The sequence below is a fragment of the Exiguobacterium sp. SL-10 genome (assembly GCF_004337025.1).
Classification (GTDB): Bacteria; Bacillota; Bacilli; order Exiguobacteriales; family Exiguobacteriaceae; genus Exiguobacterium.
In genome coordinates this window covers 59,212-72,829 of record NZ_SJUP01000011.1, presented here as the reverse complement: position 1 = coordinate 72,829, position 13,618 = coordinate 59,212, and the positions used below count along the sequence as shown (strand labels likewise).

The 13,618-nt window shown below is 52.8% G+C and carries 11 protein-coding genes; 1 reads left to right on the top strand and 10 read right to left on the bottom strand.

Annotated features, from left to right (window positions below; all coding sequences use genetic code 11):
- Nucleotides 1-2 precede the first annotated feature (2 nt).
- The 5 genes from rarD to EVJ33_RS12040 all read right to left on the bottom strand — a co-directional run bounded on the left by rarD (nt 3) and on the right by EVJ33_RS12040 (nt 4,185).
- Nucleotides 3-881 (bottom strand): EamA family transporter RarD, encoded by an 879-nt coding sequence (gene rarD / locus EVJ33_RS12060; protein WP_131437452.1) that lies wholly within the window; start codon nt 879-881, stop codon nt 3-5.
- A 133-nt stretch (nt 882-1,014) separates the two neighbouring features.
- Complete coding sequence (locus tag EVJ33_RS12055) at nt 1,015-2,172, bottom strand: bifunctional cystathionine gamma-lyase/homocysteine desulfhydrase (RefSeq protein WP_131437450.1); 1,158 nt, start codon at nt 2,170-2,172, stop codon at nt 1,015-1,017.
- Entirely contained in the window at nt 2,138-3,076 is a 939-nt protein-coding gene (locus EVJ33_RS12050; protein WP_131437448.1) for a PLP-dependent cysteine synthase family protein, read from the bottom strand. The genes EVJ33_RS12055 and EVJ33_RS12050 overlap by 35 nt, the downstream gene beginning before the upstream one ends.
- Entirely contained in the window at nt 3,077-3,544 is a 468-nt protein-coding gene (locus EVJ33_RS12045; RefSeq protein WP_021065678.1) for an S-ribosylhomocysteine lyase, read from the bottom strand.
- Nucleotides 3,541-4,185, bottom strand: a complete 645-nt coding sequence (locus EVJ33_RS12040) for a class I SAM-dependent methyltransferase (RefSeq protein WP_131437446.1) — start codon at nt 4,183-4,185, stop codon at nt 3,541-3,543. The genes EVJ33_RS12045 and EVJ33_RS12040 overlap by 4 nt, the downstream gene beginning before the upstream one ends.
- 328 nt (nt 4,186-4,513) lie before the next feature.
- Here EVJ33_RS12040 and EVJ33_RS12035 point away from each other — a divergent pair, with 328 nt between their 5' ends.
- Complete coding sequence (locus tag EVJ33_RS12035) at nt 4,514-8,173, top strand: S8 family serine peptidase (RefSeq protein WP_131437444.1); 3,660 nt, start codon at nt 4,514-4,516, stop codon at nt 8,171-8,173.
- Between the two features lie 88 nt (nt 8,174-8,261).
- On the opposite strand, the gene EVJ33_RS12030 is transcribed toward EVJ33_RS12035, so the two are convergent.
- The 5 genes from EVJ33_RS12030 to grpE all read right to left on the bottom strand — a co-directional run bounded on the left by EVJ33_RS12030 (nt 8,262) and on the right by grpE (nt 13,610).
- The gene (locus EVJ33_RS12030; RefSeq protein ID WP_131437442.1) at nt 8,262-9,008 is read right to left on the bottom strand and encodes a 16S rRNA (uracil(1498)-N(3))-methyltransferase; all 747 of its coding nucleotides are present in this window, start codon (nt 9,006-9,008) and stop codon (nt 8,262-8,264) included.
- A gap of 3 nt (nt 9,009-9,011) precedes the next feature.
- Nucleotides 9,012-9,950 (bottom strand): 50S ribosomal protein L11 methyltransferase, encoded by a 939-nt coding sequence (gene prmA / locus EVJ33_RS12025; protein ID WP_131437440.1) that lies wholly within the window; start codon nt 9,948-9,950, stop codon nt 9,012-9,014.
- A gap of 18 nt (nt 9,951-9,968) precedes the next feature.
- A complete protein-coding gene (gene dnaJ, locus EVJ33_RS12020; RefSeq protein ID WP_131437438.1) occupies nt 9,969-11,075 on the bottom strand; it encodes a molecular chaperone DnaJ in 1,107 nt (368 codons plus the stop codon).
- 109 nt (nt 11,076-11,184) lie between these two features.
- Nucleotides 11,185-13,008, bottom strand: coding sequence for a molecular chaperone DnaK (gene dnaK, locus EVJ33_RS12015; protein WP_131437436.1), 1,824 nt, complete (start codon nt 13,006-13,008; stop codon nt 11,185-11,187).
- Between the two features lie 29 nt (nt 13,009-13,037).
- Nucleotides 13,038-13,610, bottom strand: coding sequence for a nucleotide exchange factor GrpE (gene grpE, locus EVJ33_RS12010; RefSeq protein WP_131437434.1), 573 nt, complete (start codon nt 13,608-13,610; stop codon nt 13,038-13,040).
- Nucleotides 13,611-13,618: the final 8 nt, after the last annotated feature.

The window sequence follows — 13,618 nt, the reverse complement described above, 5'->3', positions numbered from 1 at the left end:
CTTTAGGCGAGTTGACGCCGTTTTCGTGTCTGGATCCAACTATTCCAACTAAAGAAGAAAATGGCAACCCATATACACGTGAACGCAAAGATGTGATAGCCCGTGAACGGTTCGTTATACAAAACGACCCCGATTGCGAGACTGAGTGTCGGTGCAATGAACTGAAGAAACCCGACGAGCGTGAACGGGATGTGTTGTGCCCCGTATCCAAATAGGAGAAGCGGTAACGCTGTCATCACACCCGTCCCGACCAACGCGACCCAGATGACCGGCTCGGTCGTCATCGTCAATCCGCCTTGCGCCGTCTGCCAGCCCAAGAATAGGATAGCGACCGGCACGACCGCGAGCGTCTCGATGCCGAGGCTGACCGTCGAGGCGAGCGGACGGCGCTTTTTGACCATCCCATAAAATCCAAACGTACTAGCCAAGATGAACGCGATCCACGGGAACGATCCGTACCCGAACGTCAAAACGAGCACGCCAATCGCCGCCACGGTCACCGCGAGCCATTGTACTCGATTTAATGATTCCCGAAAAACAAGCACACCTAACACCATGCTCACGAGTGGGTTGATGTAATAACCGAGTGACGCTTCGATGATATAGCCGTGATTGACCGCCCATATGTACACGAACCAGTTGGCACTGACGATGAAGCCGTTCAACATAAAAGCGTTCCGTGTCGCCCGGTGCCGAAGCGCATAGTTGAACTCGGTCCACTGTTTCGTCCATTTCAAGACAAGTAAGATGAAGAGGAACGACCAGACGATCCGATGGGCCAAGATTTGCCCGCTCGGTATTTCCTGCAAAAACTTCCAATAAATCGGTAGGACGCCCCACATGACGTAGGCTCCGACCGTGGGCATGACACCTTTGTTCACTCCGTTCACCCGCTCTCGTAATCAATTATCGTCAGTGTAGTCGATGCGATTCGCACATTCAAGCGAATTCTCTCACCTCAAACACGACAAAAAGAGGTGCGCTCACGGAGCACACCTCTAAAGAATAGAAATCTTAGTTCGGAATCGCCGCAACAGTAGCGAGCGCATGTTCCAAATCTTCAATCAAATCCTGTACATCTTCGAGGCCGACCGAGATACGGACGAGCCCGTCCGTGATGCCGAGCTCAAGACGACGTTCAGCCGGGATTGACGCATGGGTCATTCGAGCTGGGACACTAATCAAGCTCTCCACCGCACCGAGACTTTCGGCGAGCGTGAAGAACTTCGTCTTCGCGACGACGAGTTCGGCCGCCTCTGCTGAACCGACATCGAAGGCGATCATTCCGCCGAAACCGCGCGCCTGCGACAAGTGGACCCGCTTTGCTTCTTCGCTGCCGACACTCGGATGCAGGACACGGCTGACGGCTTCGTGCTTCGTCAAGTAGTCGACGAGCGCGAGCGCATTTGACTCGATCTCTTCCATACGGACCGCGAGCGTCTTGATCCCACGGACGACAAGGAAACTGTCTTGTGGTCCAAGGACCGCGCCGATAGAGTTTTGAAGGAACGCCAAACGCTCCCCAAGCTCTTCCGTGCGCGCGACGACGAGACCGGCGACGACATCGCTATGACCGCCAAGATATTTCGTGGCGCTATGCAGTACATAATCCGCTCCCAATTCAATCGGGTTTTGGAAATAAGGTGTCATAAACGTGTTGTCGACGACGAACAGGACGTTCGCTTCATCGGCGATAGCGCGGATGAGACGCATGTCTGTGACGTTCAAGAGCGGGTTCGTCGGTGTCTCGACGTAAATCATTTTTGTGTTCGGTTGGAACGCTTCACGGACCGCTTGCGCATCGGCCGTATCGACAAAAGATGCCTCCAAGCCAAGTGATTGAAATACTCGATTGAATACACGGTACGTTCCTCCATATACATCAGAACCGACGATGACGTGGTCCCCTGATTTCATTAACATCAAGATCGTTGAGATGGCTGCCATTCCAGAGCCGAACGCAAATCCGCGAGCACCGCCCTCGATATCGGCGATCAGTGTTTCGAGTGCCGTACGCGTAGGGTTCGCCGTCCGCGAATATTCATACCCTTCCCGGAGATTACCGATTCCGTCTTGCTTGTACGTGCTCGTCTGATAAATCGGTGGCGTGACGGCTCCCGTTAACGGATCCGTCGTTTTACCGCCATGAATGAGTGCTGTTTTTGTACGCATATTCTGCCTCCTTGACTATTCCTTGACTTAAATACCGTTCGACGCTGTCCGGTAAAATCGTGACGATGACACCTTCCGTCATCTTCGCCGCTTCTTGAACACATGCCGCGATGGCCGCTCCGGATGAACTTCCGACGAGCAAGCCTTCTTGTTTAGCGAGATGGGCGACATAATAGAACGCTTCTTCGTCCGTAATCGTATAGATTCCGTCGACGAGGTCGTGCGGCAAGAATGCCGGCCACGCCTCGACCCCAATTCCTTCTGTCTTATGGGGACCAGGAGCTCCCCCGTTTAAAATCGACCCTTCCGGCTCGACGACGATCGTCTTCGTCCCGTTCGGCCGCAATTTGCTCGCGACACCCGTGAACGTGCCGCCTGATCCAGCCCCGGCGACGAACACATCGATGTGGGGAAGGTCGGCTTGAAGCTCAAGAGCGAGCGTGTCGACGTACGCGTCCGGGTTGTCCGGGTTCGAGAACTGTTCTGGCACATAGGCGTCATGTTCGATGGCGAGTTCTTTCGCCCGCGCGATGGCGCCTTTCATCCCGAGTTCGGTCGGCGTGTTGACGACGGTCGCCCCGAGAAGCGCCATAAGTGCTTGCTTCTCTTGACTGAACTTCTCCGGGGTGACGGTCATCAAGTTGATGCCATGACGTTGACAGGCGAGCGCGAGCCCGATTCCCGTATTCCCGGCCGTCGGTTCGACGACTGTTCCGCCTGGTTCGAGTTGTCCGCGTTCAAGCGCCCGTTCAATCAACTGCAAACCGAGACGATCTTTGACGCTACCGCCCGGATTCATCATCTCGAGCTTGCCGTATACTTTGACGCCAGCAGGTACAGGCAACGTCCGTAACTCAAGCAGAGGCGTCTCACCAATCAATTCATAGACGCTTTGGACAATCATTTACGCTTCATCCTTGAAGATGATGTGCCATTCGTCGCGCTTGGCAAGCATATCGGCCGCAAGCTTCTTCGCGCCCTCGAAATCATGATGGTTCGCGCTTCCGCACTGAATCGGGTTTTGCGCCGGCAATTCCGTCGCGTTTGCTGCGTCACGGAGTGTCGCTTCGACGAGGTCGAGCATCGCTTCGTAATCCCCATCGTTCAACATCGTCCAATAGAAGCCTGTCTGGCAACCCATCGGCGATACATCGATGATTTGATTCGAGTGGCTGCGGCTGTTTTCCGCAATCAAATGTTCGAGCGAATGGACGGCCCGCATCGGCATGAGACCTTCGTTCGGTTGAATGAAGCGAATGTCATATTTATAAATCGTATCGGCTGTCCCTTTCTTCACTCCGGCTAAACGGACGTAAGGCGCTTGTACTTTTGTATGGTCTAAATTAAAGCTTTCGACTTTATAGCTTTTCATGATTGAGTTCCTCCTGATTGTTTTGTGGCCACGACGAGCCAGACGAATTTATTCTTTTGTGTAAGGGTAACGGTATAGCCGTTTGCTTCGAGCATCGCTTGAATCGTTTGAGTATATGGATAAAACTCTCGATTCAAATCCTCTAGTAAGTCGGTATAGCCGTTCGTTTCGGCCCAGTCCAAGATGTCCCGTTTCGCCGATTGCGAGGCGAACATCGTATCAAGCAAGACGAACCGCGGTGCGTCGAGACGTTCGACGTAACTTCGAATCGCCGTTCGTTTCTCATCATCCGTTAAATGGTGGAATGCATAGGACGACACAATCGTATCAATCGATTGATTCGTCGGATAGTTGAGGAAATCACCATCGACGATATCGAGTTGTAATTTCTCGGCTGCGATGGCCCGCATCTCTGGAGACGGTTCGACTGGAATCAATTCGTGACGCTCCAAAATTTTCGCACTCAAGTTTCCCGTTCCACTCCCGAACTCCATGACCCGGCCTTCTAACTGGTCGACGACCTCGCTGAGCATCGTCTCATATCCGGCGAACACTTCGCGATACTGTTCATCGTGTCCGGTCACAGTCGCGTCATAATCCGACGCCCATTCTTTAAATATGTCCATGAATTGTAATCCCATGCTGTCACCTCATCATTTTATTCCGACTATATCGATAAGTTTTATATGATTTATCTACTACAGACTGTATCAACTTCTAGCAAAAATCTCAAGTATATTGTTCGCTTCAATTACCTGATTTCTTTTTTCGCCCTGCAAGATCGTAAAGATGAAAAAAGACCTATCCACCAATCTAGGCATATAGGTCCAAAGTAATTGTCAGAATCTTTTAATTTGTGCAAATTCATTACCCTTACGTTTAAAAAATAAAAGGTATTTCCATCGTTTATCCGCTATCATTTTCCACAAATGGATTTATTTTTTCAAAAAACGATTGGAGGATACTAAATTGCCACAACCAAAATTTTATTTGAACGTCTCCCTCGCGACTTGCCTCGCATTGACCCCTGGCTTGCTCGGCCTCAGTGCAGAACCGGTCTTGGCCAAGCCATCCGTCAAACAGAGCGTGAGCTCGACCGACAAGCATGAGAAATTACGTGTCGTCGTTGAACTCGTGGGTGCCCCGGCAATCGAGCAAGCGAAAAAGAAAGGTAAGAAGTTCAATGAGTTGACGAAGACCGAAAAAGACGGTGCTCAAAAACTCGTCAAGGCCGAACAGAAGAAAGCAAAAGCTGCCATCTCGAAAAAGGGAGTCAAGGCCGTGACGCTCGAAGAATTCACGACCGTCTTCAACGGTTTCAGTACGATGCTCACAGCGAACGATGTCAAAAAAGTCGAGGCGTTGCCTGAAGTCGCAAGTGTTCATGTCGTCAACGAATACGAACGTCCAGAAGTAAAACCCGACATGGTGACAAGTAATGGCATGGTCCAATCACAACAGACGTGGGGCGATTACGGTTTCACAGGTGAAGGAACAATCGTCGCTGTCATCGATACAGGTGTCGATGCCGATCACCGCGACTTCCGTCTCACAGATGACTCAAAAGCCGAATTATCTCAAACAGAAGTCGAGACGGCGGTCAGTACGTTCGGCATGCCTGGAGCTTACATAAATGAAAAAGTCCCATACGCGTATAACTATTATGATGAGAACGATGATATCCGTGACGATTCACCTGGTGCCTCGATGCACGGCATGCACGTATCGGGTACGGTCGCTGCCAACGGTGATGAAGCGGCCGGCGGTTTGAAAGGTGTCGCCCCTGAGGCGCAAGTGCTCGGCCTCAAAGTATTCAGTAACGATCCAAACTATGCTTCGACATATGGGGATATCTACATCAAAGCGATTGATGACGCCATTAAGCTCGGTGCGGACGTCATCAACATGAGTCTCGGCTCGACGGCCGGATTCGTCGATGCCGACTCACCGGAACAACAAGCCGTCCAACGTGCCGTCGATAACGGTGTCTTCATGTCAATCTCGGCTGGAAACTCGGCTTACTTCGGGAACGGATATGACCTCCCATACGCCGATAACCCGGATACAGGCGTCGTCGGTGCCCCAAGTGTCAGCTCGGCGTCGACATCAGTCGCTTCGCTCGAGAACGATCAAATCCAATTGGACGCGTTCTCGGTCAAGTCGGGTGACGCCACGGACAAAATCGGTTGGAAAAAACAAGACGGTCCTGCCTTCACACAAGGTAACTATGACCTCGTTTACGTTGGCGACGGCCAACCGAGCCAATACGTCGGAAAAGATGTCAAAGGAAAAATCGTCCTCGCGGTCCGCGACGGTAGTTACTTCTATTCAAACATTCAACAAACAGCCGAAGCGAACGGCGCGGCCGGCGTCATCGTCCGCGGAGCCGTCGGTCATGGCGACTATGTAAGCATGGCACTGTCCAATCCGAAAATTCCGATGGCCTCGCTCAGCATTAAAGACGGGAACGCCTTGCAACAGCGTCTCCTTGCTGGTGAACAGATGACGATCGGCTTTGCCGGTGATCGACTCAGCGTCGTCAACGGCGCGGCCGGTCAACTCTCGAACTTCACATCGTGGGGCATGACGCCAAACCTTGACTTCAAGCCAGAAATTTCAGCACCGGGCGGACAAATCTTCTCGACGTTGAACGATAACCAATACGGCTTGATGAGCGGTACATCGATGGCCGCACCACACGTTGCCGGTGGAGCCGCCCTCGTCCTCGAGCGCGTCGACCGCGACTTCAATTTGACGGGCACAGCACGTGTCACAATGGCGAAGAACTTGCTCATCAACACGTCGAAAGCTGTCACGGATATCGGACCGCTCAACAAACAGTTGCAACAAAACCTTCCGTACACGCCTCGTCGTGGTGGAGCCGGTCTCATGCAATTGCACGCCGCCGTCTCGACACCGGCGATCGCATATGAGAAGAAGACGAAAGAAGCGAAAGTCGCACTCAAGGAATTGAATCGCAGTAAGGCGACGTTCACGCTCATCGTCGAGAACTTGTCCGATAAGGCCGTATCGTATAACGTGTCTTCGTCACTCCAGACCGATCTCGCCATCGAGCAGACGGCCGGACTCGTCCAAAATGCGATGGAAGCGCAAGCGCTCGAAAACGCCAAAGTGACGGTGAATGGCAAGAAAGTTCGTACGGTCAAAGTAAAACCGAACGCAAAAGTAGAGCTTAAAGTCGCCCTCGACGTCTCAAAAGCAAAAGTGCTCAATCCAAAAACGCTCGACGGCCTTGTGCCGGCGAAAGACGTCTTTGAGAACGGATACTTCGTCGACGGATTCGTCCGTTTGACGGACGTCAACGGTCCTGAGGGCAACCCGTCACTCGTCGTGCCGTTCGTCGGTTTCGAAGGAGACTGGGGCAAGGCGCCAATCTTCGATGCGTCCATCTATGAAGATGGCTCATTCTACGAAGTGGCAGGTATGGTCGATCAGACAGGGAATTATCTCGGTTCGAACCTCGACCAATCAGTCTCTGCCGATGCCATTGCCTTCTCACCTGACAAAGATGGCTCAAAAGATGTCGCCGTACCGGTGTTCTCGTTGCTCCGTAACGCCAAAGACGTCAAATACCGCATCGTCGACGAGTCGGGCAATGTCGTCCGGACGCTGTTCCAAGACGAAGAGCTCCGTAAAAACTACTTTGACGGCGGTGCCAACACCCCTTACTACTACTCGGCTGCTTACACATGGGATGGCCAGTTGAACGGCAAACCGGCCCCGGCCGGCAAGTACTTCTATGAGATTGAAGGAAGTATCGACTACATGAAGAAACAAGCCCAGACGCTACGTTTCCCGGTCAAAGTCGATTACACGGACCCGACGTTCACGACGAAATGGCAAGGGGACAGCTTGGCGGTCCAAGCGAAAGATGACTTCTCAGGCATCCATTCGGTCGAATACTTCTTGAACGGGAAATCCGTCGCCAAACAGGCTGACGGCAAAGCTTACACGTTCTCAGGCGTCAGTGACGCTGATCAAGTCAGCGTTCGCGTCGTCGATCACGCCGGCAACAGCACGACGAAGACGGTCGCCTACTCGACAGACGCCGATAAGCCGGGCGTGTTCGTGAACGCACCGCTCGCCTTGACGCCATACGCGACATCGGATATCCCGGTATCTGGAACGATTCAAGACGCCTCGGCGATCCAATCGTTCCAAGTCGACGGCGTTGACGTGCCACTCACATGGGACGATGCGAAGAAAGAACACGTCTTCAACACGCCGCGGACGTTCGCGGACGGTGTCCATAAGTTACGGTTTGTCGCCGAGGATGCGGCCGGAAACGTCTCCAACTTCCAACGTGCGATTTTCGTAGATACGACACCAGCCGTGATTGAACTCGGAAAACTACCGAAGAAGATCGGTAAAAAACAAACGTCGGTCGACGTCGCTGTGACGGTGAAAGACAACTTCGACGAAGTGAAGCTCGTCGTCAACGGTGATTTGAAATTCAGCCAAGCGCTGAAAGCACCGTATGAGATGCGTTCATTCGCAAAAACACAGACGGTCACGCTTCCTGTGACGTCAGGTGAGAACACGTTCACGTTCGAGGTGACTGACCTCGCCGGCAACGTGACGACGAAGACGATCACACTCGTCAAATAATCAACCTGACAGGCTCGCGCCCAAATCGCGAGCCTGTTTTTGCTAGATAAAAAAACGGCTCCCGCATTCGCGAGAGACGTTTGACGTGTTAATTCAATTCGAGTGCATAAGAGACAGCTGCGAGCGCATAGAGCGGCGCCGTCTCCGAACGCAAGATGCGTGGTCCGAACGCACAGGCCTGTGCCCCGCGTACCGTCCACTCGTTCACTTCATCTTCGTCAAAGCCACCTTCGGGCCCGACGATGAGCAGTAGTTTCGCCCCAGGTTGAAGTGCTTGCAACACGGTCGCAAACGCTGCTTGCTCCCCTTGCTTCGCTTCTTCCTCATAGGCGATGACGACGGCATCGAACGCATCGATCCGGTCCGCCAGTTCCCGAGGTGTGATATGTTGACACATCGGAACGACGGCACGGTAAGACTGTTCAGCCGCTTCCTGCATGATTTTCTGGAGTCGTTCAATTTTTTTCGGTGCTTTTTTGGTGTCCCATTTTGCAACCGAACGCTTCGACTCGAACAACCAAAAGTGATGCATGCCGAGCTCGGTCCCTTTTTGGGCGACGAGTTCGACTTTATCCCCTTTCGGGAGCGCATAGGCGAGCGTCACCTCGATCGGCAGTTCGGTCGATGCTTGACGGCGTTCGAGCACACGGGCCGTGCCCATCTTCTTCTCGAGCATCATGACCTCGGCCTCATATTCAAGACCGGTCCCGTCTAAGAGCACCATGCGATAACCTGGAGTCTCCCGGAGCACTGTCCCGATATGATGGACGACGTCGGCCGGTAACGTTACCGTGTCATTGACAAAAGATTCACGCGGTAAAAAGTAACGTTGCATGGCTTACCCTTTCTTCGCGATGATCGCGACCCAGTCTTCCATGACCCTTGTCTCTTCAATCGCGAACCCGGACGCCTTGAGCGCTTCCGTCACTTCGGCCCGCTTCTGTCCGATGATGCCCGACGTGATGAAGTACCCGCCTGGCTTGACGCGTGCGTAAGCGTCATCGATGAAGAGCATGATGACGTCGGCCAAAATGTTGGCGACGACGAGATCGTACTCACCCGTCATCCCTTTCAACAAATCTCCCGTCTTCACATCGACGACGTCCTGGACATCGTTCGTCTCGACGTTTTGACGTGCTGATTCGACGGCGACCGCATCTAAATCAAGCGCTTCGATGCGTTTTGCCCCAAGTTTCGCCGCAGCGATAGCGAGCACACCTGACCCGGTACCGACATCAATCAACCGGTCACCCGGCTGAATATAGTTCTCGATTGCTTGGATGCAGAGCATCGTCGTCGGATGCGTCCCTGTGCCGAACGCCATGCCCGGATCGAGCAAGATGACGTTCTCCTCAGGTTGCGGCTCATAATCTTCCCAGAGCGGGACAATCGTGAGATGTTGTGAGATTTTGACGGGCTTGTAGTACTGTTTCCACGAATGGGCCCAGTCCTCTTCATCCATCTCGACGACAGTCACGTCACCGGTGCCGATATCGAGCATATGACGCAACCCTTCCACTTCTTTTTTGAACGCGGCAAGGGTGTCTTGGAAATCACCAGACGCCGGGACGTACGCTTTCACGTAGACGCCTGACGTCGGATACGATTCACGTCCGGAAACGTCCCAAATCTCTCCGAAATGGTCTTCGGCCATCATCTGGTCGTAATCCTCAACGTCCTCGATGACGACCCCTTGTGCCCCCACTTCATGTAATAAATTCGATACGGCTTCGACTGCCTGCTGTGTCGTGTGGACACAAATTTCAGACCATTTCATCGCTTGAACACGCTCCTTTTACTGGCTAAAAAACTTCTTCATCTTTTGGAACAGGCCGTGCTGTTCTTCGACGCCTGCTTCTCCGCTGATCTCCTCGAACTCACGGAGCAACTCTTTTTGACGGTCGGTCATGTTCGTCGGTGTCATGACGACGATATTGACGTACTGGTCGCCATTGCCGCCGCCGCGTACGCTCGGCATCCCTTTGCCGCGCAATCGGAATTTCGATCCGGTCTGTGTGCCGGCCGGTACTTTCAAGCTCACCTTGCCATGGACGGTCGGAACCTCTAGCTCGGCACCAAGTGCGGCTTGTGCGTACGTGACCGGCATCTCCATCGTGATGTGTTGGTCGACCCGCTCAAAGATCTCGTGGGCCCGGACGCGGACGACGATATATAGGTCTCCAGCTGGCCCGCCGTTATAACCTGGGCCGCCTTTGCCGGAGAGACGAATCTGTTGGCCGTTGTCAATCCCGGCTGGAATCTTGACTTCGACTTGCTTCTGTTTCTTGACGTGGCCAGAACCATGGCACGTCTCACATTTTTCTTTAATCGTCTTGCCGCTACCGTGACATTGGCTACATGTCCGTTGATTGACCATCCGCCCGAGAATCGTGTTCTGTTCGACCGTCTCGACACCACTGCCACCACAACGGCCGCACGTCTCTGGTTTCGTGCCTGGTTTGGCGCCGTTGCCCATGCACGTGTCACATTCGACTTCGATCTCGAGATCGATCGTTTCCGTCTTACCGGTCACGCTCTCCATGAAATCGAGATCGACGACGTATTGATAATCTTCACCGCGACGTGGGGCGTTCGGGTCTTGACGACGTCCGCCGCCACCGAAGAACATGTCAAAGATGTCACCGAAGCCTCCTTGGAAGTCGCCACCGCCACCGAACTGGCTGGCTCCTTCAAAACCGAAACGGTCATACTGGGCCCGTTTCTGCTCGTCTGACAGCACTTCATACGCTTCTCCGAGCTCTTTGAATTTATCGGCCGCATCCGGCTCTTGGTTAATGTCTGGGTGATATTGTCGTGCGAGCTTCCGATATGCCCGCTTGATATCTTGTGCCGAGGCCGATTTATCTAGGCCAAGCACTTCATAATAATCTCGTTTCGCCACGTTACTCTCTCCTCTACACTGTCTAAACTAAGATTCTACCGAATCTACCTTAACATGGAAAGAGCCAAAGCAGAAACCTGCTTTGGCGCTCTCCCATCTATCGGTTGCCTTATTTACGATCGTCGAGGTCTTCAAACTCCGCGTCGACGACATTGTCGTCTTTCGCTTCCGTCTGTGTCTCGGCACCTTCAGCACCTTGCTCTTCAGCCATGTTCGCATATACTTTTTGCGTCAATTCTTGAACGACGTTTGACAATTCGTCTTTCGCCGTACGGATTGCTTCGAGGTCTGTGCCTTCGAGTGCTGATTTGGCTTTTTCTTTCGCCGCTTCAGCACGCTCTTTGTCCGCCGCGTCGACTTTGTCGCCCAGGTCTTTGATCGCTTTATCTGTCGCGAAGACGAGCTGGTCCGTCTCGTTGCGGAGCTCGGCTTCTTCTTTACGCTGTTTGTCCGCTTCTGCGTTCGCTTCCGCTTCTTTTACCATGCGCTCGATTTCAGACTCATCGATACCTGAAGACGATTGGATCGTGATCGACTGCTCTTTGTTCGTGCCGAGGTCTTTCGCCGATACGTGAACGATACCGTTCGCATCGATATCGAACTTGACTTCGATTTGCGGCACACCGCGTGGTGCCGGCGGGATGTCCGTCAATTGGAAGCGGCCAAGCGTCTTGTTGTCCGGTGCCATTGGACGCTCCCCTTGGAGGACGTGAATGTCTACGGCTGGCTGGTTGTCAGCTGCTGTCGAGAAGACTTGTGATTTCGATGTCGGGATCGTCGTGTTGCGGTCGATCAACTTCGTCATCACACCGCCCATCGTCTCGATACCGAGTGAAAGCGGAGTCACGTCGAGGAGGACGACGTCTTTGACGTCACCAGCAAGGACGCCACCTTGGATGGCTGCACCGAGGGCAACAACTTCATCCGGGTTGACACCTTTAAACGGCTCTTTTTTCGTGAAGTCGTGAATCGCTTTTTGGACCGCAGGGATACGTGTCGAACCACCGACGAGAATGATTTTATCGAGGTCAGATGGTGTAAGACCAGAATCTTTCAAGGCGCGGCGTGTCGGCTCCATCGTGCGCTCGACAAGGTCGGCTGTCAATTCATCAAATTTTGCACGCGTGAGTGTCGTTTCAAGGTGAAGCGGACCAGCAGCTCCGGCCGTGATGAACGGAAGGCTGATGTGTGCGCTTGTCACGCCCGAAAGGTCTTTCTTCGCTTTTTCAGCTGCATCTTTTAGACGTTGGAGCGCCATCTTGTCTTGTCCGAGGTCGATGCCGTTCTCTTTTTTGAATTCAGATACGAGGTAGTCGATGACTTTTTGGTCAAAGTCGTCACCACCGAGACGGTTGTCCCCTGCAGTTGCCACAACTTCGAAGACACCATCGCCAAGTTCGAGGATCGACACGTCGAACGTACCGCCACCAAGGTCATAGATCAAGATGGTGTGGTCTTCACCTTTGTCAAGACCGTAAGCGAGTGCTGCCGCTGTCGGCTCGTTGATGATTCGTTTGACATCAAGTCCAGCGATTTTCCCTGCGTCTTTCGTCGCTTGACGCTCTGCGTCGTTAAAGTAAGCAGGAACGGTGATGACCGCTTCTGTCACTGACTCGCCGAGGTAGTCTTCCGCATCTTTTTTCAATTTCTGTAAGATGATCGCTGAAATCTCTTGTGGTGTGAATTTCTTGTCATCGACTTCTACAGTATGAGCCGTACCCATGTGACGTTTGATCGATTGGATTGTGTTCGGGTTTGTGATCGCTTGACGTTTCGCGACTTCACCAACTTGACGTTCTTCCCCTTTGAAGGCGACGACAGATGGTGTCGTACGGTTCCCTTCCGCGTTCGAGATGACGACCGCTTCGCCACCTTCCATCACTGCCACACATGAGTTCGTTGTACCTAAGTCAATTCCGATAATTTTACCCATTGTCTATTCCTCCATCTAATTAAGTAATGTTATTCTGAGACTTTTACCATGCTCGGACGAATGACACGTCCGTGCATCGTGTACCCTTTTTGAAGCTCCATCGTCACGATTCCCGATTCGAACTCATCACTCGGCTCTTGCATGACCGCTTGATGATAGTTCGGGTCGAACGGCTGTCCGACCGCTTCAATCACTTCGACGTTCTCACCGTTCAAGACGTCGAGCAACTGACGGTGAATCATGTCGACGCCGGCTTGAATCTGTTTGGCGTCGTCCGAAGTCGCTTCGACTTGGAGCGCACGCTCAAAGTTATCGATGAGTGGAATCAATTTCTCGACGACCGTCTGTGAAGCGAATTTCACGCGTTTCGCGTTCTCTTCGTTCGTCCGGCGTCGGAAGTTGTCAAAATCCGCACGGATGCGGAGCTCGCTCGCTTTGAGCGCGTCGATTTCTTTTTGTAAATCCGTCCCCTCAGAAGTTTCTTCCACAAACTCAACATTTGAAACCTCTTCAGCTTCGACAGTCTCCGTCTGTTTCGGATCAAAATCTTTTTCTTCGAGCACTTCTTCTGGCTCTGGCCCATTTTGTTTGTCAGTTGTCATAATGAGGC